This is a genomic window from Bradyrhizobium vignae, assembly GCF_900324035.1.
GTDB lineage: Bacteria > Pseudomonadota > Alphaproteobacteria > Rhizobiales > Xanthobacteraceae > Bradyrhizobium > Bradyrhizobium vignae.
In genome coordinates this window covers 273,192-295,356 of the sequence record NZ_LS398110.1, presented here as the reverse complement: position 1 = coordinate 295,356, position 22,165 = coordinate 273,192, and the positions used below count along the sequence as shown (strand labels likewise).

22 protein-coding genes and 2 tRNA genes are annotated in these 22,165 nt (G+C 64.2%); 8 read left to right on the top strand and 16 right to left on the bottom strand.

Annotated elements, in window-relative coordinates:
- Window positions 1-384 carry a response regulator gene (locus BRAD3257_RS01435; RefSeq protein ID WP_122400336.1) on the bottom strand — a complete coding sequence of 128 codons (384 nt, stop codon included), beginning with the start codon at window positions 382-384 and terminating at the stop codon, window positions 1-3.
- 174 nt (window positions 385-558) lie between these two features.
- On the opposite strand from BRAD3257_RS01435, the gene BRAD3257_RS01430 reads away from it, so the two are divergent.
- The 3 genes from BRAD3257_RS01430 to BRAD3257_RS01420 all read left to right on the top strand — a co-directional run bounded on the left by BRAD3257_RS01430 (window position 559) and on the right by BRAD3257_RS01420 (window position 4,992).
- Entirely contained in the window at window positions 559-1,323 is a 765-nt protein-coding gene (locus BRAD3257_RS01430) for a Crp/Fnr family transcriptional regulator (RefSeq protein ID WP_122400335.1), read from the top strand.
- Between the two features lie 319 nt (window positions 1,324-1,642).
- Window positions 1,643-3,469 carry a translational GTPase TypA gene (typA, locus tag BRAD3257_RS01425; protein ID WP_122400334.1) on the top strand — a complete coding sequence of 609 codons (1,827 nt, stop codon included), beginning with the start codon at window positions 1,643-1,645 and terminating at the stop codon, window positions 3,467-3,469.
- A gap of 275 nt (window positions 3,470-3,744) precedes the next feature.
- A complete protein-coding gene (locus BRAD3257_RS01420; protein WP_122400333.1) occupies window positions 3,745-4,992 on the top strand; it encodes a flavin monoamine oxidase family protein in 1,248 nt (415 codons plus the stop codon).
- Between the two features lie 92 nt (window positions 4,993-5,084).
- Here the strand turns inward: BRAD3257_RS01420 and BRAD3257_RS01415 are convergent, their stop codons facing one another.
- Window positions 5,085-5,492: a thiol-disulfide oxidoreductase DCC family protein gene (locus BRAD3257_RS01415; protein WP_122406317.1), complete on the bottom strand. Its 408-nt coding sequence runs from the start codon at window positions 5,490-5,492 to the stop codon at window positions 5,085-5,087.
- A complete protein-coding gene (locus BRAD3257_RS01410; protein ID WP_122400332.1) occupies window positions 5,492-6,403 on the bottom strand; it encodes an alpha/beta hydrolase family protein in 912 nt (303 codons plus the stop codon). Before BRAD3257_RS01410 ends, BRAD3257_RS01415 begins: the two co-directional genes overlap by 1 nt.
- A 267-nt stretch (window positions 6,404-6,670) precedes the next feature.
- On the opposite strand from BRAD3257_RS01410, the gene BRAD3257_RS01405 reads away from it, so the two are divergent.
- Window positions 6,671-7,180, top strand: coding sequence for a GNAT family N-acetyltransferase (locus tag BRAD3257_RS01405; protein WP_008136728.1), 510 nt, complete (start codon window positions 6,671-6,673; stop codon window positions 7,178-7,180).
- Between the two features lie 178 nt (window positions 7,181-7,358).
- A complete protein-coding gene (ppa, locus tag BRAD3257_RS01400; RefSeq protein WP_122400331.1) occupies window positions 7,359-7,898 on the top strand; it encodes an inorganic diphosphatase in 540 nt (179 codons plus the stop codon).
- Between the two features lie 63 nt (window positions 7,899-7,961).
- Here the strand turns inward: ppa and BRAD3257_RS01395 are convergent, their stop codons facing one another.
- From BRAD3257_RS01395 to BRAD3257_RS01385, 3 genes are read right to left on the bottom strand one after another with little or no spacing between them, the layout of a single operon-like run.
- Window positions 7,962-8,846: a bifunctional methylenetetrahydrofolate dehydrogenase/methenyltetrahydrofolate cyclohydrolase gene (locus BRAD3257_RS01395; RefSeq protein ID WP_122400330.1), complete on the bottom strand. Its 885-nt coding sequence runs from the start codon at window positions 8,844-8,846 to the stop codon at window positions 7,962-7,964.
- 9 nt (window positions 8,847-8,855) lie between these two features.
- Window positions 8,856-9,200 (bottom strand): DUF167 domain-containing protein, encoded by a 345-nt coding sequence (locus tag BRAD3257_RS01390; protein WP_122400329.1) that lies wholly within the window; start codon window positions 9,198-9,200, stop codon window positions 8,856-8,858.
- A 15-nt stretch (window positions 9,201-9,215) separates the two neighbouring features.
- Window positions 9,216-9,506, bottom strand: a complete 291-nt coding sequence (locus BRAD3257_RS01385) for a YggT family protein (protein ID WP_018645113.1) — start codon at window positions 9,504-9,506, stop codon at window positions 9,216-9,218.
- A gap of 205 nt (window positions 9,507-9,711) precedes the next feature.
- On the opposite strand from BRAD3257_RS01385, the gene BRAD3257_RS01380 reads away from it, so the two are divergent.
- A tRNA-Ala gene (locus tag BRAD3257_RS01380) sits at window positions 9,712-9,787 on the top strand.
- Between the two features lie 105 nt (window positions 9,788-9,892).
- Here the strand turns inward: BRAD3257_RS01380 and BRAD3257_RS01375 are convergent.
- The 7 genes from BRAD3257_RS01375 to BRAD3257_RS01345 form a co-directional block, all read right to left on the bottom strand.
- Entirely contained in the window at window positions 9,893-10,705 is an 813-nt protein-coding gene (locus BRAD3257_RS01375; RefSeq protein WP_122400328.1) for an enoyl-CoA hydratase, read from the bottom strand.
- A 189-nt stretch (window positions 10,706-10,894) separates the two neighbouring features.
- Entirely contained in the window at window positions 10,895-11,689 is a 795-nt protein-coding gene (locus BRAD3257_RS01370; protein WP_122400327.1) for a glutamine amidotransferase, read from the bottom strand.
- Window positions 11,690-11,818: 129 nt separating this feature from the next.
- Window positions 11,819-12,598 carry an SDR family NAD(P)-dependent oxidoreductase gene (locus BRAD3257_RS01365; RefSeq protein ID WP_122400326.1) on the bottom strand — a complete coding sequence of 260 codons (780 nt, stop codon included), beginning with the start codon at window positions 12,596-12,598 and terminating at the stop codon, window positions 11,819-11,821.
- 222 nt (window positions 12,599-12,820) lie between these two features.
- Window positions 12,821-13,309, bottom strand: a complete 489-nt coding sequence (locus tag BRAD3257_RS01360; protein ID WP_122400325.1) for a tellurite resistance TerB family protein — start codon at window positions 13,307-13,309, stop codon at window positions 12,821-12,823.
- Between the two features lie 246 nt (window positions 13,310-13,555).
- Entirely contained in the window at window positions 13,556-14,965 is a 1,410-nt protein-coding gene (locus BRAD3257_RS01355) for an adenylate/guanylate cyclase domain-containing protein (RefSeq protein ID WP_122400324.1), read from the bottom strand.
- 51 nt (window positions 14,966-15,016) lie between these two features.
- Complete coding sequence (locus BRAD3257_RS01350) at window positions 15,017-16,387, bottom strand: cytochrome P450 (RefSeq protein ID WP_122400323.1); 1,371 nt, start codon at window positions 16,385-16,387, stop codon at window positions 15,017-15,019.
- Between the two features lie 34 nt (window positions 16,388-16,421).
- On the bottom strand, window positions 16,422-17,795 hold the full coding sequence (locus BRAD3257_RS01345) for a hydrolase (RefSeq protein ID WP_122400322.1): 1,374 nt from the start codon (window positions 17,793-17,795) through the stop codon (window positions 16,422-16,424).
- A 137-nt stretch (window positions 17,796-17,932) separates the two neighbouring features.
- Here BRAD3257_RS01345 and BRAD3257_RS01340 point away from each other — a divergent pair, with 137 nt between their 5' ends.
- Window positions 17,933-19,621, top strand: coding sequence for an MFS transporter (locus BRAD3257_RS01340; protein WP_122400321.1), 1,689 nt, complete (start codon window positions 17,933-17,935; stop codon window positions 19,619-19,621).
- A 91-nt stretch (window positions 19,622-19,712) separates the two neighbouring features.
- Here BRAD3257_RS01340 and BRAD3257_RS01335 read toward each other — a convergent pair whose 3' ends face one another.
- Together BRAD3257_RS01335 and BRAD3257_RS01330 are read right to left on the bottom strand one after the other, a co-directional pair.
- Window positions 19,713-19,928, bottom strand: coding sequence for a cysteine rich repeat-containing protein (locus BRAD3257_RS01335; protein ID WP_122400320.1), 216 nt, complete (start codon window positions 19,926-19,928; stop codon window positions 19,713-19,715).
- 166 nt (window positions 19,929-20,094) lie between these two features.
- Entirely contained in the window at window positions 20,095-20,388 is a 294-nt protein-coding gene (locus BRAD3257_RS01330; RefSeq protein WP_122400319.1) for a hypothetical protein, read from the bottom strand.
- 253 nt (window positions 20,389-20,641) lie between these two features.
- Here BRAD3257_RS01330 and BRAD3257_RS01325 point away from each other — a divergent pair, with 253 nt between their 5' ends.
- A complete protein-coding gene (locus BRAD3257_RS01325) occupies window positions 20,642-21,697 on the top strand; it encodes a polysaccharide deacetylase family protein (protein WP_122400318.1) in 1,056 nt (351 codons plus the stop codon).
- Between the two features lie 313 nt (window positions 21,698-22,010).
- Here the strand turns inward: BRAD3257_RS01325 and BRAD3257_RS01320 are convergent.
- Window positions 22,011-22,086: transfer RNA gene (locus tag BRAD3257_RS01320), tRNA-Thr, on the bottom strand.
- Window positions 22,087-22,165: the final 79 nt, after the last annotated feature.

Here is a 22,165-nt window from a genome sequence, read left to right as displayed (position 1 = left end):
CTAATTGGCGGCGCGCGCCTGGAGGGCCGCTTCCAGCGCGTCGCTCGAACACGGCTTCTGCAGCCGCGGCCGGCCTGCCAATTCCGGTGGAATGCGCGCCTCGGCCCCGTAGCCGGTGACGAAAACGAACGGAACCTTCAGCGCGATCAGCCGCTCGGCGATCACAAAGCTCGTCTCGCGGATCAGCTCGACGTCGAGCAGCGCGAAATCGGGCGTACGCTTCGCGATGGCGTCCAGTGCCTGTGTCACCGAACCGACGGTCCGCACACCGGTCACACCGAATCCGAGCAGACGGTCCTCGAAGTCGAGCGCGATGATCGGGTCGTCCTCGACGATCAGAACATCGGCCGGCCAGCCTGAGCCATTGGACGGTGCGGGTGCCATGATCACATCTTGGTTGGAGTTATCGGATCAGGACTGCCGCGACACGATGCCTGCGCCCAGCGCATCAGGGGTTCCCGGAACGAAACTCACCACATCATCGTTCTTTAGTCTGTCCACTTGTACACACAGGAGTGGATGGGACTCGGTAAGTGGGAGGAAGGAGGGGAGTTCAAAATGGATACGCGTGTCGGCAAGGTCACCGAGGTCGAGAGCCGGCCGGCCAACAATCTGCTGCGGCGTTTGAACCAGGCAGACTACGCACTCCTTGCACCGCACGTGACCGTCGAAGACTCCGCAGCAGGCCAATTGCTTTACAATCCCGGCGATGACGTACAGGTCGTCCACTTCCCCTGCGGACCGTCACTCGCGACTTTCCTTGTCCCCAACGAGGATGGCCGCGACGTCGAAACCATTCTGGTCGGCCGCGAAGGCGCGGTGGGCGGCATCGTCAGCGAGGGATTTCTACCGGCCTATACCCGGATCTGCGTGAAATTCGGCGGGCCGTTTGCGCGCATTCACGTGGCCAAGCTCGAAGCAGCCAAGCTGCGCTCGTCGTCCCTGCGCAACATTTTTGTTCGCTACGCCGACTGCATGCTGGCCCAGATCTTCCAGTCCACCGCCTGCAACGCGATCCACTCGATCGAGCAGCGCACCGCCAAATGGATTCTGGCCGCGATGGAGCGGACCGGCAACGACACCAGCGTGCCGCTCACGCATGAACAGCTCGCGACCCTGCTCGGTGTTGGCCGCAGCTATGCCAGCCGCGTGCTCCAGTCGTTCAGAGCCGAAGGCGTGCTCGACACGCGGCGCGGTTCGATCCTGGTTCGCAACCGCGACGGCCTGCGCCAGCGCGCCTGCCTGTGCAATGACGCCGTGAAGGCGCATTTCGAGGAGGTGTTGAGCGGGGTGTATCCGACCGAGGTACGGAAGGCGGTGTAGAGGCGGCTCGGCTGCTATTTCGCGGGCCTCGACGACTTTCACCTGCGGCACGCCCCGCCCATCCCGGAACCCAGCCCTAAGCTCCGGAAATTCCCGGACAAAATTCAGTCAACCAACGGCCAAAGAACACATTGTTTTTTGGCCGTTTTTGCATATATTGCGCCGCAACGCGTAGGGCGCCCGGTCTGATATGGCCGGGCTTCCTTTTTGGGCGCAAAGCGCCCTGTTTCCAGTCTTCCAGCGTTGTTTCGAGAAGAGGTCCCGGTCCGACCGGCGAGATCGCGCTTAACCCATTGTTCGACCGCAAAGAAGCTCACTCATGAACCTTCGTAACGTCGCCATCATCGCTCACGTCGACCACGGCAAGACCACCCTGGTCGACCGCCTCCTGCAGCAATCCGGCACGTTCCGTGAGAACCAGAAAGTGACCGAGCGCGCCATGGACTCCAACGACCTGGAGCGTGAGCGCGGCATCACCATCCTGGCCAAGGCAGCCTCGGTGCAGTGGAAGGACACCCGCGTCAACATCGTCGACACCCCCGGCCACGCCGATTTCGGCGGCGAGGTCGAGCGCATCCTCAACATGGTGGACGGCGCCCTGGTGCTGGTGGACGCCGCCGAGGGCCCGCTGCCGCAAACCAAATTCGTGGTCTCCAAGGCGCTGAAGGTCGGCCTCAAGCCGATCGTCGTCATCAACAAGGTCGATCGCCCCGACGCGCGGCCGACCGAAGTGATCAACGAGGTGTTCGATCTGTTCGCCGCGCTCGATGCCAGCGAGGAGCAGCTCGATTTCCCGATCCTCTACGGGTCGGCCAAGCAAGGCTGGATGGCCGAGAGTCCCGCGGGTCCGAAGGACAGAGGCATGGAGCCGCTGTTCGACCTGATCCTGCGCCACGTCGCGCCGCCGAAGGTCGAAGAGGGTCCGTTCCGGATGATCGGCACCATCCTCGAAGCCAACCCCTATCTCGGCCGCATCATCACCGGCCGCATCTCCTCCGGCACGCTGAAACCGAACCAGCAGGTCAAGGTGCTCAACGCCGAGGGCAAGCTGGTCGAGTCCGGCCGCATCACCAAGATCCTGGCGTTCCGCGGCCTCGAGCGCACACCGCTCGATGAGGCAGAAGCCGGCGACATCGTCGCCATCGCGGGCCTCACCAAGGGCACCGTTGCCGACACCTTCTGTGATCCGACTGTCGAGGTGCCGCTGCCGGCGCAGCCGATCGATCCGCCGACCGTGTCGATGTCGTTCATCGTCAACAACTCCCCGCTCGCCGGCACCGAAGGCGACAAGGTGACGAGCCGCATGATCCGCGACCGTCTGTTGCGTGAAGCCGAGGGCAATGTCGCGCTGCGCGTCGTCGAATCCGCCGACAAGGACGCGATGGAAGTGTCGGGCCGCGGCGAACTCCAGCTCGCGATCCTGATCGAGACCATGCGCCGCGAAGGCTTCGAGCTCTCGGTGTCGCGCCCGCGCGTCGTGTTCCAGAAGGACGAGGCGACCGGCGCCACCATGGAGCCGATCGAGGAGGTCGTGATCGACGTTGACGAGGAGCATTCCGGCGTCGTCGTGCAGAAGATGAGCGAGCGCAAGGCCGAGCTGATCGAGATGAAGCCGTCTGGCGGCAACCGCCAGCGCCTGGTGTTCTACGCCCCGACCCGCGGCCTGATCGGCTACCAGGGCGAGTTGCTGACCGACACCCGTGGCACCGCGATCATGAACCGCCTGTTCCACGGCTATGCGCCGTACAAGGGCGAGATCCAGGGTCGCCGCAACGGCGTGCTGATCTCCAACGACCAGGGCGAGGCCGTGGCCTATGCCATGTTCAAGCTGGAAGACCGCGGCCCGATGATGATCGAGCCGGGCTGGAAGGTCTATCGCGGCATGATCGTCGGCGAGCACACCCGCGACAACGATCTCGAGATCAACGTGCTCAAGGGCAAGCAGCTCACCAACATCCGCACGACCTCGAAGGACGAAGCCGTGCGCCTGACCCCGCCGATCCGCATGACCCTGGAAAAGGCGCTCGCCTATATCGAGGACGACGAGCTCGTCGAGGTCACCCCGAAGTCGATCCGCCTGCGCAAGAAGCACCTCGACCCGAACGAGCGCAAGCGCGCGGAAAAGGCCAAGGAAGCGGTGGCGTAAGGCTCCCACTCTCGTTCACTGTCATTCCCCGCGAAGGCGGGGAATCCAGTACGCCGCGGCATCTCGGCTCTATAACGATCGTCTCTGGAATACTGGATCACCCGCCTGCGCGGGTGATGACAGCTGTGCGCGTTGCGGCTTCAGCGCGTATCAGAGACGTGCTAAAGCATGATCCGGAAAAGTGCGAAGCGGTTTTCCGGAAAGATCATGCGTAAACAACAAGCTAAAGCGCGATGACGATTCATCCAAATCTCATCGCGCTTTAGAGCCCGGCCATGACCTCCCTCCCCTCCTCCGTCGACGTCGCGATCATCGGCGCCGGTGCCGCCGGCCTCGGCGCGGCGCATGCGCTGGCGAGCTCCGGCCTCTCAGTCATCGTGCTGGAGGCGCGTAACAGGCTCGGCGGCCGGGCCTGGACCGTGCAGGCCTCGCCTGAGGTGACGTTCGACGTCGGCTGCGGCTGGCTGCATTCGGCGGACAAGAACTCCTTCGTGCCGATCGCACGGCAACTCGGTTTCGAGGTCAACAAGGATCTGCCGCCCTGGCGCGAGCGCGCCTATGGCAATGCCTTTCCGCAAAGCGAGCGCGACGATTTCATGCGTGCGATGGACGCGTTTTATGAGCGTCTGTGGGAAGCGGCGCAGAAGGGCCAGGACGAGCCTGCGAGCGTGAGCCTGGAGCCAGGCAATCGCTGGAATCCGATGATCGACGCGATCTCGACCTATATCAACGGCTGCGAGCTGAAGGACATGTCCACGCTGGACTGGGACGCTTATGAGGACACGAACGTCAATTGGCGCGTCCGCCGCGGCTATGGCGCGCTGGTTGCAGCCTATGGCGCATCCTGCCCAGTGGAGCTGAACTGTAACGTCACATTGATCGACCATTCCGACAAGCGCATCCGCGTCGAGACATCGCGGGGCACGCTGACAGCGGACAAGGTGATCGTCACCGTGCCAACGGATCTGATCGCCCTTGAGGTGATCCGCTTCTCGCCGCCGCTCCCCGCCAAGGTCGACGCCGCCTCCGGCCTGCCGCTCGGCGTCGACGACAAGGTGACGCTGGCGCTCGAGGACGCCGAGGCCTTTCCGAAGGAGGGCAACTTACGCGGCGCCACCATGCGCACCGAGATGGGCACCTACCACATCCGCCCGTTTGGCCAGCCCTGCATCGAAGGCTTCTTCGGCGGCAGCTTTGCCCGCGAGCTGGAAGCCGCCGGCGACGGCGCCATTGCCGCGCACAGCATCGATGAGATCGCGGGTTTTCTCGGCAATGATGTCAGGAACAAGCTGAAGCCGCTCTGCGAGTCGCGCTGGGCGCGCGATCCTTTTGCGCGGGGGTCCTACTCGCATGCGCTTCCCGGGCATGCCGGCGACCGTGCCGTGCTGGCCGCGCCGGTAGCTGGCCGCCTGTTCTTCGCGGGCGAGGCAACGTCGCCGACCTTTTTCACGACGGCGCATGGGGCGCGGGATAGTGGGGAGCGAGCGGCGAAGGAAGTGCTGGCGGCTTTGGGCAAGCCGTAGCTACGCACTCCGCCATTGCGAGCGCAGCGAAGCAACCCAGACTGCCGCCGCGGAGAGATTCTGGATTGCTTCGCTACGCTCGCAATGACGGGCTACTCAATCACCCGCGCTCGCAAATCGGCATCGGGCACGAAGCAGGCGTCGTACTTGCCGAAGATGCGATAGCGGTTGCGCGCGACGAGGTTGTAGATCGGGTCCCGCAACGGCTTCGGCACGACGAATAATGCGCGTACCCAGCCCCAGCCGGGGAGCTGCGACAGCACCGTCAGCGCAGCATCCGACTTCATGAACGCCTCGCCGCCATGGATCACCGCATTGGTGTCGGGATCGTCCGGATCGATGCCGAACGTTCGCGCCAACCGCGTTCCATAATCCGACTGGATTGGCGTAAAGCGAAACCGCTTCGCCGTGTCGCGGGTCCCAACGAACCGCACCCAGCGCGAGCAGAAGATGCAGATGCCGTCGAACAGGATCACGTCATCGTCGGGCCATTTCTGCATCAGCGATTGCCCCATGGCTTCTGGATGGCCGTTGGCCCGCTCTGGTTCAGTGCGCGCGCGAGCTCGCCGCTTGCGGCTTTGACGCCGGCTTCGGTTTCGATCATCCAGTGACCCTCGCTGCCGGCGGCCGGCAGTGAGCGAAACTCGACCTTTCCGCCACTGCCGCGAAACGCATCGACGAGTTTCTGCGAAAATGCCGGGGCGAAATAGCTGTCATTGCTCGCAACGAGCCAAGTGATGGGAATGCGCGCCGCCCTGCCGAACTCCGCGGCCGCGGCAAGCAGCGTATGCGGCGCGCAGATTCGGTTCGGCTCATCATTGGCATGGCCACCGCGCCCCGGCGCAAAGGCGATGATCGCGGAGATCACCTTGGGATCGGCGTTGGCCAGCGCCAATGCACCCCATCCCCCGGCGGAATGGCCGATCACGATGGCGGCCTCTTTGCCGATGAAATCCTGCTTTTGCAGATAGGCCAGTGCACGCGAAATTGCGTTGGCCGTTGCGCGGCCCGAGCGTGCGTAGTCGGCCTCGTCGCAGCCGCCCTGATCCTCGATATAGCGGCCGCCGGTCGCACCATGCCCGGGCCGCTCCGGCGCCAGCACGGCAAAACCGCGCGCGACGAGGTAGGCGGCGAGCGGACGGTATTCCGGCTGCGGCATTTGCGCACGACGCAACGCGTTCTGCGTCGAGGCGTGCGCGATCACCGCGAGTCGGAACGGACCTGGGCCAGCGGGGCGAAACAGCAGGGCATGCGCAGCAAGGTGGGTATCCGGCGAGGGCACAAGCCACTCTTGCCGACGAAACGGTTCGCCCTCCTCCCCCGATGGGCCGAGCGTGGCCTGAGCACACAGAGGCGGCGCAGTCAGCAAAGCCAACAGAGGCAGGAGCGCGATGGTGTTGAGGAGCCGCATGAATTGCCGAGGGCGAATGCGAATAGTGACAGCCAGACTAGTAGGAACGAATCATTATTGGCCGACTTTCTGCGTTGCCACTGCCCTTCCCTGGTTGCCGTAACGTAGTTTCGTACCGACGCTTGGTCCTGCGATTGCCGTCTGAAATGTCGGCTTGTCCTCTTTCGGCACAGCATGGCCAAAATACTGATGCAGAAAGTCCACAGGTTAACCGATAATTAACGATAGGTCTTGCCGCCGGCGCGGCGACTTGGTTTGATCGCGTCCATGAGCACAACCCTGATCGAGGTCCGGCCGGCCAAAGCTGCAGATGCAACTGCGGTGGCATCGACCCATGACGAAGCCTGGCGTTCGGCCTATCAGGGCATCATTCCCGGCGCCGAGCTGGAGAAGCTGATCAATCGCCGCGGTCCGCAGTGGTGGGACAGTGCAATCCGCAAGGGCAGCCGCGTCAGCGTGCTGGTGTTCGGCGACAAGATCGCCGGCTATGCCAATTACGGCCGCAACCGCGCCCGCAGCCTGCATTTCGACGGAGAAATCTACGAGCTTTATCTGCGGCCCGAATTTCAGGGACTCGGCTTCGGCCGCCGGCTGTTCGCTGCCGCCCGCCGCGACCTGATGCAGAGCGGGCTGAAGAGCATGGTGGTGTGGGCGCTCTCGGACAATGACCCCGCGACCGAGTTCTACCGGGCGTTGGGTGGACGCATGGTGGCACGTTCGTCCGAGCGGTTCGGGCCGAAATCGCTCGACAAGGTTGCCTTCGCCTGGACCAATTGAGCTGCTGAAACCCTCCCGGCAGGGTTTCCCGTCCGTCGATACCCGTTGCCTCGAGAGCCGGTGATCGCCGGATTCATTATTTCACAAAAACGCGATGGATCAGCGGGCCAAGCCCGCGTATGACAGCGCCAAAATCGCTGCCGGGCGCGATTTCACCTCGGCAATAACGGAGCCTTGAATGCGTATCGATGCGGTCTCGATCGGGAAAAACGTACCACACGACGTCAACGTCATCATCGAGGTCCCCGTGGGCGGCGAACCGATCAAGTACGAGATGGACAAGGAGGCCGGTACGCTGGTGGTCGACCGCTTCCTCTACACGCCGATGCGTTACCCCGGTAACTACGGCTTCATCCCGCATACGCTGTCGGACGACGGCGATCCTTGCGACGTCCTGATCATCAACACCCGCGGGATCATTCCCGGCGCCGTCATGAGCGTGCGCCCGGTCGGCGTGCTGTTCATGGAAGACGAAGCCGGCGGCGACGAGAAGATTTTGGCAGTGCCGTCATCGAAGCTGACTCAGCGCTACGACAAGGTGAAGAGCTATTCCGACTTGCCGGACATCACGCTGCAGCAGATCCAGCACTTCTTCGAGCACTACAAGGATCTCGAAAAGGGCAAGTGGGTGAAGATTTTGCGCTGGGGCGGCCCTGAGGAAGCGCACAAGCTGATCCTCGAAGGCATCGAGCGCGAGAAGAAGAAGAAGAAGGGTTAATGCTTCCGTGTCCCGGCTCGGCAGCGCATCGTTTCACGCTGCGTCCGGGGCATGAGAGTTCAACTACACCGCCGGCTTCGGCAGGCCGGCAATCGCACACGCTGCCCGCAGCGTATTCACCAGCAGACACGCCACCGTCATCTGGCCGACGCCGCCCGGCACCGGCGTGATGGCACCGGCGACGCCGAGCGCTTCCTGATAGGCGACGTCGCCGACGAGGCGCGTCTTGCCATCCTCCTTCGGAATCCGGGTAATGCCGATATCGATCACGGTGGCGCCCGGCTTCAGCCAGTCGCCGCGCACCATCTCCGCCTTGCCGACCGCGGCATAGACGAGGTCGGCGCGCTTCACGAGATCAGGCAGATCGCGCGAGCGCGAATGCGCGATCGTCACCGTGGCGTTCTCGTTCAGCAGCAATTGCACCAGCGGGCGGCCGACCAGGTTGGAGCGGCCGAGGACGATGGCGTTCATGCCTTCGAGCGAGGCGTGCACGCTCTTGGTCAGGATGATGCAGCCGAGTGGCGTGCAGGGCGACAGCGCCTCAAAGCCGCCGGCGAGCCGGCCGGCATTGTTCGGATGTAGCCCGTCAACGTCCTTGGCGGGGTCGATCGCGTTGATGACGGCTTCGGTGTTCAGCCCCTTCGGCAGGGGCAGCTGCACCAGAATGCCGTGCACGGCGGGATCGCGGTTGAGCTTTGCGACCAGCGCCAGCAGATCTGCTTGCGAGACGTCGGCCGGCAGCTTGTGCTCGAACGAGGTCATCCCGGCCGCCTGGGTCTGGGTGCGCTTGGAGCGGACATAGACCTCGCTGGCGGGGTCGTTGCCGACCAGGACGACCGCAAGGCCCGGCACCAGATTGTGCTCGCGCTTGACCCGGGCGACCTCGTCGGCGACGCGGGCGCGGAGGTCCGCGGCGATGACTTTTCCATCGATGATCTCAGCGGTCATGTCAGTTCCTCAGTCTATCGAATGGGCCGACGTGAGCCGGCGCAAGGCTTCGCCGAGCCGTGTCGGATCGCCGTTGACCGCGATCTGCTTCAGCCGCGAGGTCGCCCCGGACAAAAGCTTGACGCTGGCCTTCGGTACGCCAAGCGATTTCGCCAGCAGCACCAGAACGGCCTTGTTGGCCTCGCCGCCATCGGCGATGGCGCGCACCCGCACCTTGAGCACGCTGCGGCCATCCGAGAGTTGCTCGATGCCGTCGATGTCGTCGCGGCCGCCGCGTGGCGTCACCCGCAGCGCGATGCTGATTCCTGCGGTCGAGTAACGCCAGGGTTCCCTTGAAGCTTCGTTCGCAACCAAGGCGCCCCAGCCCGCTCAGATCACGTTCGGGTAGATGTAGTACAGGATCACCCGCTCGATGAACATGATGATCAGGATCAGGATGATCGGCGAGATGTCGAGGCCGCCGAGGCTCGGCAGGAAATTGCGAATCGGCGCCAGCAGAGGCTCGGTGATCCGATACAGGAACTCCGCTACCGCCGACACGAATTGGTTGCGGGTGTTGACCACGTTGAAGGCAATCAGCCAGGACAGGATTGCGGAGGCGATCAGCAGCCAGACGTAGAGGTCGAGCACGATGATGACGATGTCGAGAACGGCACGCATGGCTTTTGAGGCCTCTGGCTTTTGAAAACTCTGGCTACGGTCGGGATTGACGCCTGCTGCTAGATATCGGTTCCCTCCGGCCCAAACAAGGGAAGTTCAGGCGCGGAAATGGCTAAAACCGGGTTACACCCGTCCTTGACTTGACCTTGGCAGGGACTTAAATGGCGCCCGGTTGTCGGCCGCGTTCACCAGAGCGGCCAGCAAAGGGGCCATAGCTCAGCTGGGAGAGCGCGTCGTTCGCAATGACGAGGTCGGCGGTTCGATCCCGCCTGGCTCCACCAGCCTTCGCTGGCTTCGCCAGCTTCGGCTCGGCAAGCCCTTTCGTAGCGAAGGCTGCCGCGGCGCAGCCCGAAGGGCGAAGCCGGGCTTCATCCGCAAATCAGTCCCTACCTGCCCGTAAACCTCGGCGGCCGCTTCTCCATGAAGCTGGCTACACCCTCCCTGAAATCACTCCCGTTCAGCGCCACCATCATCTCGCGGTTGGCCTCGATCGTCGCCTCGGCAAGCGTCTGGAACGGCACCTCGTAGAGCTGGCGCTTGATCACGGCCATCGCGCTCGGCGAGACGAAATCGGCGAGGTCGCGCGCATAGGCGTAGGTCTCCTCGCGCAGCTTCTCGGGCGAGCAGAGCCGGTTGACCAGCCCGATCCGCAACGCTTCCTCGCTCGACACACGCCGAGCTGAAAGCAACAGATCCAGCGCATTGGCGTGACCGACGATGCGCGGCAGCATCCAGCTGATGCCGTGCTCCGCAATCAGGCCGCGCCGCGCGAAGGCGGTGGTGAACACGGTATTGTCGGCAGCAAAGCGAAGGTCGCAATAGAGCGCGTGGACGAGGCCGATGCCGGCCGTGGCGCCATTCAGCATGGCAATGACGGGCTTCTTGATCGAGGGGTAATAGCCGTAGCGCGTCTGCCAATCCGGCCGGCGGTTCATGTCGAACGGCGGCAGGTTCGAAGCACGCCTGACGTCGTCGGGATCGAGCCCCTTCAGCGCATCCATGTCGGCGCCGGCGCAGAAGGCGCGGCCCGCGCCGGTGAGGATGATGACTCGGACATTGTCGTCGGCGTTTGACGCTTCCATCGCGTGGCGCACGTCGCGCTCCATGATCGGCGTCCACGCGTTCATGCGATCGGGGCGGTTGAGCGTGATGGTGGCGATCTTGTCGCTCACCTCATAGAGAATGTGTTCATAGGCCATGACGCTCTCCCTGGTTTGCCGGCGCGATCTCGCGCGCGCTCGTTGGCGGCGAACCTAGCATATCCAGGGAAGCGGCAGGGACTTGCGCCAAGGACTTGCGCCAAGGACCTGCGCCAAGGACCTGCGCCAAGGACCTGCGCCAAGGACCTGCGCCAAGGACCTGCGCCAAGGACCTGCGCCAAGTCGCGATCACTCGGCGGCTTGCGCCAGCACCGGCCGGCGCGCCAGCCAGCCGTTGATGAAGTGATCGAGCCAGGCGCGCTCCGCGAGATCGTAGACGGCCCGATCCGCGAAGTGATGATGCCGCTGCCGCGCACCGGGCGCGCTGAAGCCGTCATAGCCGCGCGTGGTCCAGCGATGCATCATCGCGTAGGTCACATCGGGATGAAACTGCACGCCGAAGGCATTCCCGGCACGGAACGCCTGCACCGGAAAATCATCGCCTTCGGCGAGCAGCTCGGTGCCGGCCGGCAGCTCAAAGCCCTCGCGATGCCAGTGATAGACCTGTGCCGGCCAATGAGGGCAGAGCGCATGGCCAGCAGCGGTCGGCCTGATCGGGTAATAGCCGATCTGGGTCAGCGCCTGCGCATGCGGCGCGACACGGGCCCCCAGCTGCATCGCCAACATCTGCGCACCCAAGCAGATGCCGAGGAACGGCCGCTGCTCGCGAAGCGGAATTTCGATCCAATCGATCTCGCGGCGGATGTAATCGTCGGGATCGTTGGCACTCATCGGGCCGCCGAAGATCACGGCACCGGCATGCTGATCGAGCGTCTCGGGCAAGGGATCGCCGAAGCGTGGACGGCGGATGTCGAGGCGATGGCCGAGCGCGCGCAGCGCATTGCCGACGCGGCCCGGTGTCGAGCATTCCTGATGCAGGACGATCAGAACCGGCAGCCGGGTTTCAGCGGCGGCGGCGCTCGGCGCCCTCCGTGGGAAGGGCACCACATCTGCGCCACCAAACCTGTCCGTCCGGAACGACATGGCCTCTGCAAGTGCTATCGGTTCAGACCGCCAGCTTAGCTAAGCGATGGTTAACATCGTGTGAGTTTGCGCACACACGCCCCGATCTTGAAGCAAGCTCCGGGCCACTACGGATGCACCGGGCGTTCTTCAGCGCCGCTGCCTCTGGAACCGGCTGGTGGCTGCCAGGATGAAGCCGCGCGGGAAGAAGCGCAGCGCGAACGGCACAATCTTGATGCCGAGACCCGGCAGCACTGCCCGTTTGTTGGCCATCAGGCCACGATACGCCTCCCGTGCAACTTCGGCGGCAGAGACGTTGAGAACGGCCGTATCATGTTGCGATCCGACGCCGGCGCGGGCCTGGAATTCGGTGGGCACCGGACCCGGGCAAAGCACGGTGACGCGGACGCCGCGCGGTGCAAGCTCCGCCCGCATCGCTTCGGTGAAGGAAATCACATAGGCCTTGGACGCGTAGTAGACGGCCATGCCGGGCCCGGGCAGGAAGCCGGCGACGGATCCGACGTTGAGAAGACCGCCCTTGTTCCTGATGAGCTGATCGGCAAAGCGCAGCGACAGATCCGTCAGGGCCCGGACGTTGACGTCGACGATGCCGAGCTGCTCGCTGCGATCGCGTTCGGTCGCATCGCCGAACACGCCGAAGCCCGCATTGTTGACGAGATGATCGAGCTCGACACCTTCGGCCGCAAGCGCTGCCGCGATCGTCGCGCCGGCGTCCGCGTCCTCGAGATCACAGGCGATCACGATCGGCTTCTTGCCGCACTTGGCGGCCAGCTCAGTGGCGAGCGCCTCCAGACGGTCTGCCCGTCTCGCGGTCAATGCGAGGCGATGTCCATTGGACGCAAACACACGCGCCAGCTCCATCCCGATGCCCGCCGAGGCACCAGTAATCAGCGTCACCCGCTCAACCACGATCGAAGTCTCTTGAAAGCAACTTTTTTGGCCCCGCAACGGGGGAACGAGAGCATAGGCCGAACGCAACAGGCAAGCGGCGCTGGCAGCATGGCCGCTTGAGCAGAACGACAGGCAGTGCTGAAAGACCGTGGATTTACAGGCGAATTCGGCGCAGGCGGCGAATAAATTAAAGTTTCGTCATGTATGCGCGCATGCCGCGCTTCGTCGAGTCCAGCGCCGTCAGCCGCCGACGGCACCGTGCTTGATTTGGCCGCCGATACGCTCTGCGACTGCGTGCTTCAGCTCGATCCGGTCGCGCTGGGAAATCCCGAGCAGGTCGGAAGCACGCCAGACGACATTGTCCTCGAATTCGCTGACCTGGCCGTCGGCATAGACCAGCTCCCACATCATCTGCACGATGCGCTTGCGGCCCTCTTCGTCCAGCGAGCGCATGATGACGCTGGTGAAGTGATAGAGGTCCACCGCCTCGCCCTCGACCTCCGTCGCATCGGCGATCAGGCGATCCGCGGTGCCGCGATCGAGGCCGAAATGGCTTTCGATCAGGCTGTGCAGCTTGCGCTTCTCGGCTGCACTCGGCTGACCGTCCAGCGAGACCACATGGACCAGCAGGGCGGTCGCCGCCAGCCGATAATCGCTGTCGCCGAATGCGCGGTCCTGAGCTTGGGGACCGACAATGTCGGCGATGAATTGGCGCAAGCCGTCGAGCATGAGGTCCTACCGAGATCGATGACGCCGCGAAGGGGTGCGGCCGATACCAGCATTATATGAGCGGGAAACTCAACCGGCGCAACGTGCGTCAGTTCCGCGCGCTGCATTACGTTTCAGCAATCCGGAGCGCGGCTCGCGGTCATGTCCAGGCTTGTCCGGACATGACGACGGTGGCTGGGATACGCACCTGCCTCGACACCGTCATTACTTGTGCATGAATGACGGCGCTGCGGCCGCCGCACTCCCTCACGGTATCTCGTACACCACCATCTTGTCGGCGATGCCGCGGAGCGCGGCCTGCTTCTGGATCGGCTTGATCGCGCGCCGCTCCAGCAGCTCGGCGACCGCCGGCGCATCCGCCACCGGCCCGGTGATGTGGATCTCCTGCGCGGTCGACAGGCTCTGCACGCGAGCCGCGATGTTGACCGTCTGGCCGAAATAATCCTGGCGCTCGTTGAGCGTCACCGCGAGGCAGGGACCTTCATGGATGCCGATCTTGAGAATGAGATCGTTGGCGCCGCGCTGCCTGTTCAATTCGTCCATGGCTGCGCGCATGCGCAGTCCGGCGGTGATGGCGTGCTCAGGTCTGACGAAGGTCGCCATGACGGCATCACCGATCGTCTTCACAACTGCACCCTTCTCGGCAGCGATGATCTCCAGGAGCGCACGAAAATGCGCGCGCACAAGATCGAAAGCACTGAGGTCGCCGACGCGCTCGTACAGGGCCGTCGATCCCTTCAGGTCGGTGAACAGGAAGGTCAACGATGTGATCTTCAATCGCTGGTCGACATTGAGATTGTCGGCCTTGAAAACATCGCGGAACGTCTGATTGGACAGCATCCGCTTGGCGGTCAGAATTGGCTTGCGCTTGCCGATCATCTCATGCAGCGCGTCGGCAGCAATCCAGACCGAGGGCAACACGCGACCGCCCGATTGATTCTCGAGCGTAAGGCGCAACGGCCCGGGGCGCATCACCGTGGTCCCCGTAGGCGCCTCCAGCCTGTTGAACATGATCGAAAGCTGCTGGCGTTCGCTCGTCGGCTCACCCTGGACGTCGAGGAAATGGGCAGAATGAGTGACCGGCTCGAACACGATGATGAACTGGCTGGGCAGGGTCAGCGAGAGGATTGCCTTCTCGCCGGCAGGCAATTCGAGTGCCTCGAGCGTCACCTCGTTGATCAGGCGCGCAAAGGTTTCATCGTTGATGTCGACGCCTGAACTCCAGAACATCTGCCGGACATATTCCCAGATCGGCAGCGTGTCGGGATCATGAGCACCGATGCGGCGAACCCGCGGACTGACGGTGAAGGCCACCTCGACCATCTCATCGACAGATGCCTCGTATCCGGCTGCACAGAGCGCGCAGTTGTAGTCTTCGTGCTTCAACGATTTCAGCGTTGCGTGTGCGCCCAGGACCCCTCCGCAGCCAGGACACAGCACGTTCCAGCTCATGTCGAACAGGCCAAGCCGCGAGGCATGCAGGAATCCGGAAATGACCTTCTCCTGGTCGAGCCCGGTGCGATCGGCAAAATCCAGCACATTGATGCGGTTAAGGTCGCGATCTTGACCCTGGGCGATCAGCTGCGCGATCGCATCGACAACCTTCGGATCGGCGGTCTGCTTCAGAACGGAAAACTGGGCCTGGATGTCGCTCATGGCAGGGGCTCTATCTAGGATGAATCACGCCGTCGGCCGGACGAGCGCCTGTCACCGACGCGTGATGCGGAACATGGGCGAATGGTCCGGCTGGGTGGTGACGACGCCTTGCGGAATCACGGGAACAGCCTGATCGGCGAGCTCGACGCGGAAGGCGCCGATCAACCGGGCCAGGGCCAGCACGGATTCGGCTTGCGCGAACGGCGCGCCGATGCAGACGCGTGGACCTGCGCCGAACGGCAGATAGGCGAAGCGGTCCGGCGCCTCTTTCGACATGAAGCGCTTTGGAATGAACGCGTTCGGCTGATCCCACAGCTTCTCGTGCCGATGCAGCAACCAGGGCGCGATCATGATGATGTCGCCCTTGCCGATCTCGACGCCCGCGGCATTGTCCCTCTCGCGCGCGGCTCGCGCGACCAGGAAGGCGGGCGGATAGAGCCGCATGGTCTCGTCGATCACGGCGCGGGTGAATTTCTGGCGATCGATGTCGGCAATACTGTCGAGATGCTCGCCGCTTGTCTCGGACGCGAGCTCTTCCTGCGTCTCCGGATCGAGCGCGAGCAGATAGAGCGCCCAGAACAGCGCCGTCGCCGTGGTCTCGTGACCCGCCAAGATCATGGTCGCGACCTCGTCGACGAGCTGCTCGTCCGAGAAGCCCTTGCCCGTTTCGGGATCGCGCGCCTCGTCCATGAGATCGAACAGGTCGCGCGGCGGCGCGCCATCCTTCTTGCCGGACGCGCGACGTTCGGCGATCAGCATGGCAACGAACTCGGTCCAGCGCTTGCGGAAACGGGCGCGCGCAAGATCCATCGGGCTCGGCCAGGAAACCGGCAGTACCATGTCGAGGAGATAGGGACGTCCCAACCGCGCGGCATATTCCATGATGAAGTTGCGCAGGGTCGCGCCGTGCCGGTCCATGCCGAACGAGAACATCGTGCGCCCGGCGATCTCGAGGGTCATGCGCTGCATGACCTCGCGCAGGTCGACGTCTTCGCCCGCGCGCGCATCGAGCTTTGCGATGGTCTCGTCGAGTACCGCCGTCATGTGCGGGACGAGATTTGCGGTGGCGCGCGGGGTGAAGGCTGGCGCGAGGGTGCGGCGCTGAAATGTCCAGGAATGACCTTCCGCGATCAGGAGGCCGTCGCCTAGCACGGGGCGCAGCATGCGGATGCCGGCCGGCGTGCGCGTGTAATTCTCGTAATTGCTGAGCAGGACGTGCCGGATCGCATCCGGCTGGTTCAGGATAAAACTGTTGCGGAAGAAGAAGCGGCCAGGGATGACGTCTTCCTCATATGCGCGCTGCCCCCAGGTCGCGATCATGTTCTGCCGGATCACCGCGAGACGGCCGAAGAACGACATGTCGTCGGGCGCACGCGGGGGAGCGGGAGGGATGATGGGCCGACGCACGCTGGCGATATTCATGGCTCTCTCCCGCGGATGTGACGCAGGCTAATAGCTAGTAAGTCAGCTCGGCAATCGCAATCCGGTTCTCGGCGGCAGGCCAGGCGCGGGCCACGATCCGCTCTTCGCCGAATTGAGCCACGATGTTACGTCCGACCTCGCTGGCCGGAAGCCGCAGTGTTGCTGTCGCATCCGTGGGCACGCCCGGCTTGACGTCGGCCGGCTCCCTGCCGTCGAACAGCACCACGTCCCGCGGCAGTCCGAAATAGCCGCGCGGACGCGACATGATCACGACCGCGCCGGCATCCTTGTCGGCCGGTCCGATCGGGCGCGCGGGCCGGAGGTGCACGACGTCGGACGAGCGCGGGAAGGGCGAGCGGTAGATGTGCGTGATCGGCGCATCCGGCGCCGCCAGCACGAATTCGAGCGACCAGGACGGCTCGACCTGCGCCGGCCCCCAGCGGCCGTCAGCGCCGGTCTTCGTGCTGTGCACGGCACTGCCCATGCGCTCGCCGGTTTCGGGATCGACACGGAAGATATCGACCGTTGCACCCGCCACCGGGCGATTGGTCGATGCGCCGCCGGGCGTGCCCGTGACCAGGCCGCTCAGCCTCACATTCGTCTCCGGCACAATCGCGATGCGCGCGGGCTCACGCCCGGCGATGAACTTGTAGATCTCCCGGAACGCGCGCGGGTGAAACGCGACCTCGCGATGGTCGAGCGCGCCGAGCACGAGGTTGGTGGCGCCCCTCAGCTCCGGCCCCTCTGCGTTGACATTGGTCGGTGTGCCAGGCTTGCCGATGAAGCGGCCGTCGGGTTGCGCATATTTGTCCAGACCGTCGCTGCGCAACGTGAGGAAGGCACCCCCCGGCGTCACCTCGCTCTCGCCTTCGTTCAGGCTGCGCAGGAACGTGCCGCGGCCGTTGAACTCGTTGTTCGGCTGGTCGTCGGTCGCGAACACGCCGTGATTGGGCGTGCCGCACAGCACGGCGTGGCTGACATCGCCGGCACCGCCATTCTTGATGACGTTGCGAATGGCATAGCCGCCGCGCGAGCTGCCGACCAGCGCCACGCGCGCCGCACCGGTCCGGCGCTTCAGCTCGGCGATGGCAGCGGCCAGCTCGCGGCGCTGGTCCTCGGTCGAGGAACGCCCCGCCTGCTCAAGCTTGTCGTCGCTGCGCGCCAGGGGATCGGTGAAATTGATCGCCATCATGCGCTCGCGCGCGACGCCATTGGATTCCATCCGCCAGAGCGTCGTCATCCAGAGCGCGTCATAGTCCCCATTGCCGTGAACGAACAGGATCGGCGGCACCTCCGTGCTCGGCGCGGCCGCCGGCGCGGTCTGCGCGATCGCAGCCGTCCGCAAGCTCGCAACTGCGAAAGGCAAGCTGCCAACGCCCTGCAAAATCGTCCGTCGTGACAGCTTCATCTGTTCCTCCCCGGCAAACCGCCTCTTTGCACCGCTTATACCGGCCTAAACACTGGACAGCGAAGGACTTTCGCGGGCATCACTGAATTTGCCGGAATCGCGTGGGACCATTTCTGCAAGACCGTTTGGAAGGGGATATGACCGAGCAGACGAACCGCCAGAAAAGTGGCGCCGACGGCATTGCCGCTCCCCTGCGGTACACCGTGTTTCGGCGGATCTGGCTCGCCAGCCTGCTCTCCAATCTTGGCCTTCTGATCCAGGGCGTGGGCGCGGCCTGGGCGATGACGCAGATGGCGGCCTCGGCAGACAAGGTGGCCCTGGTGCAGACCGCCCTGATGCTGCCGATCATGCTGATCTCGATGCCGGCTGGCGCCATCGCCGACATGTATGACCGCCGCATCGTCAGCGTGATTTCACTGTCGATCGCGCTGATCGGCGCAACGGCCCTGACGATCTTGGCCGGCCTCAAGCTCATCACCCCGGAAACGCTGCTCGCCTTCTGCTTCGTCGTCGGCAGCGGCAACGCGCTGTTCGGCCCGGCCTGGCAATCCTCGGTCAGCGAGCAGGTGCCGCCCGATGCACTGCCTTCGGCCGTCGCGCTGAACGGTATCAGCTACAACATCGCGCGCAGCTTCGGTCCGGCGGTCGGCGGCGTCATCGTCGCTGCGCTCGGCGCGGTCGCCGCGTTCGCCTGCAATGCGATCCTCTATCTGCCGCTTCTGGTGGTGCTGCTGCTCTGGCGCCGCAGCACCGAGCCCTCGCGCCTGCCGCGGGAAAAGCTCAACCGCGCCATGGTCTCGGGCGTGCGCTACATCACCAATTCGCCGCCGATCAAGATCGTGCTGTTGCGCACGCTGGTGATGGGCCTGATCGGCGGCGCGGTGATGGCGCTGATGCCGCTGGTCGCGCGTGACCTGCTGCGTGGCGGCGCGCAGACCTACGGCATCATGCTGGGTGCCTTCGGCATGGGCGCGGTGATCGGCGCGCTCAACATCCACGAATTGCGCAAGCGCATGAGCGGCGAGGCCGCGATCCGCGCCTGCACCATCTCGATGGCTTTCGCGATGGCCGCCCTGGCCCTGAGCACGGAGCCGGTGCTGACGGCGACCGCGCTGGTCTTGGCCGGCGCGGTCTGGATGGCTGCGATCGCGCTGTTCAACATCGGCGTGCAGCTCTCGGCGCCGCGCTGGGTCGCGGGCCGCTCGCTGGCGGCGTTCCAGGCGTCGATTTCCGGTGGCATCGCCATCGGCGCCTGGGGCTGGGGCCATCTCACCGACTATGCCGGCGTCGAGATCGCATTGCTGACGGCGGCAGGCCTGATGCTGATCTCGCCGCTGCTCGGCATTCGGCTGGCGATGCCGCGCGTCGGCGCGCGCAACGAGGATGCAGAGGTGCTGGCCGATCCCGAGGTGAAGCTGTCGCTGACCGGGCGTAGCGGGCCGCTGGTGGTCGAGATCGAATACCGCGTCGCGCAAGAGAACGCGCGCGCGTTCCACAACGTGATGCAGGACGTGCAGCTCTCACGCCAGCGCAACGGCGCCTATGGCTGGTCGATCGCCCGCGACATCGCCGATCCCGAACTGTGGACCGAGCGCTATCATTGCCCGACCTGGTTCGATTACCTGCGCCAGCGCAACCGCTCGACCCAGTCCGAACGCGCGCTGCATCAGCAGGCGATCGATTTCCACATCGGTCCCGAGCCGGTTCGGATCCGCCGCATGCTGGAGCGCCCATTCGGTTCGGTGCGCTGGAAGGACGAGACGCCGGACCGGGCGAATAGCGAGGTGCTGCCGGTGGTCGCGACCGCGACAGGGAGCGGCACGTAGCTTCTTTCGGCCCGTAGCCCGCATGAGCGAAGCGACATGCGGGGCCAAGCGTTCCCGGATTTCGCTGCGCTCATCCGTGCTACAGAAATCGTTACTGCCCGTGTTCCGTCAGCACCTTGTCACAGGCCTTGCTCAGGCGCGTGCGGTTCTGCTTCAGGCAGGCGAGCACGGCGCCATCACCATTGTTCATCACGGCGCGGCAGAAGCGCGAGACGTCGCGCGCGCAGGCATCGTGGCCGGGCTGCTGTTGTGCGGATGCAGCCGATGCGCACAGCAGAAAAGGGATGATGAAAAGAAATCTGGCCATCGCGTAATGCCTCACAGCGCAAAAGAATGTGCGGGCGAAGCTAGTGCGACGATACCAGGGCTGCAACGGCTTTGTTGACTGACTGCAAGGCGCCGCCGCATGGCCCCGGCTTCATGCCGGGACACATCGCAAGGGGAGCTGACCAGCGCAATGATCGCCGCGTTGCTTACTGCTTGTCCTGGGCGTCAGCGATCTTGCGCGAGGCGCCCTTGGCGAGATCCTTGTCCATCACCGCGCGGCAGCCGGCGCTTAAGTCAGAGCGGTGCTTGACCATGCAGGCCGTGATCTTCGGGATGTTGGGGATCTCCGCCGAGCAGAGGCGGAAGGCATCGCCAGTGCACATCTGCTGCGCCTCGGCCGAGAACGCGAAGCTCGAGCTCGTCGATATGATCGAGACGATGGCGGCAAAGCCCAAGGCCAGGCTGGCGTCACGGATCTTGCTGGTAAACGACTTGGTCATTTGAAGCTCCCATTGGCACCGCCACAAGCGGCCGCGTTATCGATGGGAGCTACGATGATCCGGGAAATCCGTTTCCACTGTGATGACGCTCACGGGAGGCCGATCCTCTGTGATCCCGGTCACTTTGGCGCACCCCGCTGAAATTCCTCCACGACCGCCGTCGCGTTGGTGTCACGTTAACTCTTACTTCGCATTAATGGCTTGTCGCGCGGGAAATTCCGCCGGTTTGGTTGCGTAATTGGAAAGAGTAGCGATGCGTAATGCGTTGGGCCTGATGCTGGCCAGTGTAGTTGCGGCGGTCGTGATCGCCGCCGGCGGTTGGTTTTATTATTCCGCGCGCGCCGACCAGGGCGCTCCCAAGACAATTGCCGCCCGTACCGCCGACCCGTTGCCGGCACAGGCGAAGCTCGCCGCCAAGGACGACGTCGAGACCACCGCGGCGATCGCGGCCAAGCCGGCCGCAGCGGCTCCGGCACCCGCGCCCGCGCCTGTCATGCCGATGCAGCCGAAACAGGCCTGCGCCAATCCGAACGCGTTGGGCGTGTCCCGCGTGGTCGAGATCGACACGACAGGCGGTCCGGGCTTCGGCTTCGAGCATTTCAAGCAGTTCGACTTCCTCACCGATAAGGAGGTCGTGCTGACCTTCGACGACGGCCCGTGGCCGGTCAACACGCCCGCGGTGCTGAAGGCGCTCGCGGACGAATGCACCAAGGGCCTGTTCTTCTCGGTCGGCAAGCACGCGACCTACCATCCGGAAATCCTGCGCCAGGTGCTGGCCCAGGGCCACACGGTCGGCACGCACACCTGGTCGCATGTCAACCTGAACAGCAAGAAGATGACCGAGCAACAAGTCAAGGACGAGGTCGAGAAGGGTTTTAGCGCGGTGCGCTTCGCGCTCGGCACCAACCCGGCGCCGTTCTTCCGCTTCCCGCAGCTCCAGCACAATCCGGCGATGGTGACCTATTTCGGCACCCGCAACGTCGCGATGTTCTCGACCGACATCGACTCCTTCGATTTCAGGAAGGGTGCCACGCCCGAGAAGATCGTCGAGACCGTGATGACCAGGCTCGACAAGCTCGGCAAGGGCATCATCCTGATGCATGACTTCCAGAAGCACACCGGCGAAGCCATGCCGGCGCTGCTCGCGCGGCTCAAGGCCGGCGGCTACAAGGTCGTGCAGATGAAAGCGAAGACGACGCTTCAGACGCTGCCGGAATATGACGAGGCGCTGATGAAGGACATGAAGGTGCCGACCGCCGGCACGAACACGCGCCCGATCTCGAGCGTGGTGCAGACGGTCTCGCAATAAAGGCGATCGCCACTTCAAGATGCACATGGCCGGGCCTTCGCCCGGCCATTTGCTTTGGCGAGCGGCTTACCGGTAGATGCCGTGGTCCTGGTCGGCGGGCTTGGTTGTGACCGGCGCTGAGACGGTTCTTCCCGCAGCGGGAGCGATCAGCGTAATGAGCGCAGGAGCCGAAATTGCCGGCGGGGTGAGCAATTTGAAGCGAACTTGGAGCAGATGACTTTGAAACCCCGCGACAACCCGATCGGCACGAGGTTGTCACCCATCTCTTAGGTACGTTTCGTTACCCATGTCTCCGGGCCGGACAAGCAGGCGCTGGTGCCGCAAGAGGGATTCGAACCCCCGACCCCGTCATTACGAATGACGTGCTCTACCGACTGAGCTATTGCGGCGAACCGGCCGGGACCTGCGCGATGCCGGCCCCGATACGCGCTCCTGATATCGGGCATGGCCGGAATTGGCAAGGACAAG

Excerpts from the sequence above, each read along its gene's own strand:
- BRAD3257_RS01370 (WP_122400327.1), bottom strand. The coding sequence starts at position 11,689 with ATGTCGTTCCGGACGGACAGGTTTGGTGGCGCAGATGTGGTGCCCTTC.
- BRAD3257_RS01410 (WP_122400332.1), bottom strand. The coding sequence starts at position 6,403 with ATGCGGCTCCTCAACACCATCGCGCTCCTGCCTCTGTTGGCTTTGCTG.
- BRAD3257_RS01395 (WP_122400330.1), bottom strand. The coding sequence starts at position 8,846 with ATGACCGCTGAGATCATCGATGGAAAAGTCATCGCCGCGGACCTCCGC.
- BRAD3257_RS01385 (WP_018645113.1), bottom strand. The coding sequence starts at position 9,506 with ATGCGTGCCGTTCTCGACATCGTCATCATCGTGCTCGACCTCTACGTC.
- BRAD3257_RS01430 (WP_122400335.1), top strand. The coding sequence starts at position 559 with ATGGATACGCGTGTCGGCAAGGTCACCGAGGTCGAGAGCCGGCCGGCC.
- BRAD3257_RS01360 (WP_122400325.1), bottom strand. The coding sequence starts at position 13,309 with ATGCTCGACGGCTTGCGCCAATTCATCGCCGACATTGTCGGTCCCCAA.
- BRAD3257_RS01350 (WP_122400323.1), bottom strand. The coding sequence starts at position 16,387 with ATGAATATCGCCAGCGTGCGTCGGCCCATCATCCCTCCCGCTCCCCCG.
- BRAD3257_RS01345 (WP_122400322.1), bottom strand. The coding sequence starts at position 17,795 with ATGAAGCTGTCACGACGGACGATTTTGCAGGGCGTTGGCAGCTTGCCT.
- typA (WP_122400334.1), top strand. The coding sequence starts at position 1,643 with ATGAACCTTCGTAACGTCGCCATCATCGCTCACGTCGACCACGGCAAG.
- BRAD3257_RS01415 (WP_122406317.1), bottom strand. The coding sequence starts at position 5,492 with ATGCAGAAATGGCCCGACGATGACGTGATCCTGTTCGACGGCATCTGC.
- BRAD3257_RS01325 (WP_122400318.1), top strand. The coding sequence starts at position 20,642 with ATGCGTAATGCGTTGGGCCTGATGCTGGCCAGTGTAGTTGCGGCGGTC.
- BRAD3257_RS01335 (WP_122400320.1), bottom strand. The coding sequence starts at position 19,928 with ATGGCCAGATTTCTTTTCATCATCCCTTTTCTGCTGTGCGCATCGGCT.
- BRAD3257_RS01355 (WP_122400324.1), bottom strand. The coding sequence starts at position 14,965 with ATGAGCGACATCCAGGCCCAGTTTTCCGTTCTGAAGCAGACCGCCGAT.
- BRAD3257_RS01405 (WP_008136728.1), top strand. The coding sequence starts at position 6,671 with ATGAGCACAACCCTGATCGAGGTCCGGCCGGCCAAAGCTGCAGATGCA.
- BRAD3257_RS01420 (WP_122400333.1), top strand. The coding sequence starts at position 3,745 with ATGACCTCCCTCCCCTCCTCCGTCGACGTCGCGATCATCGGCGCCGGT.
- BRAD3257_RS01375 (WP_122400328.1), bottom strand. The coding sequence starts at position 10,705 with ATGGCCTATGAACACATTCTCTATGAGGTGAGCGACAAGATCGCCACC.
- BRAD3257_RS01435 (WP_122400336.1), bottom strand. The coding sequence starts at position 384 with ATGGCACCCGCACCGTCCAATGGCTCAGGCTGGCCGGCCGATGTTCTG.
- BRAD3257_RS01340 (WP_122400321.1), top strand. The coding sequence starts at position 17,933 with ATGACCGAGCAGACGAACCGCCAGAAAAGTGGCGCCGACGGCATTGCC.
- BRAD3257_RS01330 (WP_122400319.1), bottom strand. The coding sequence starts at position 20,388 with ATGACCAAGTCGTTTACCAGCAAGATCCGTGACGCCAGCCTGGCCTTG.
- ppa (WP_122400331.1), top strand. The coding sequence starts at position 7,359 with ATGCGTATCGATGCGGTCTCGATCGGGAAAAACGTACCACACGACGTC.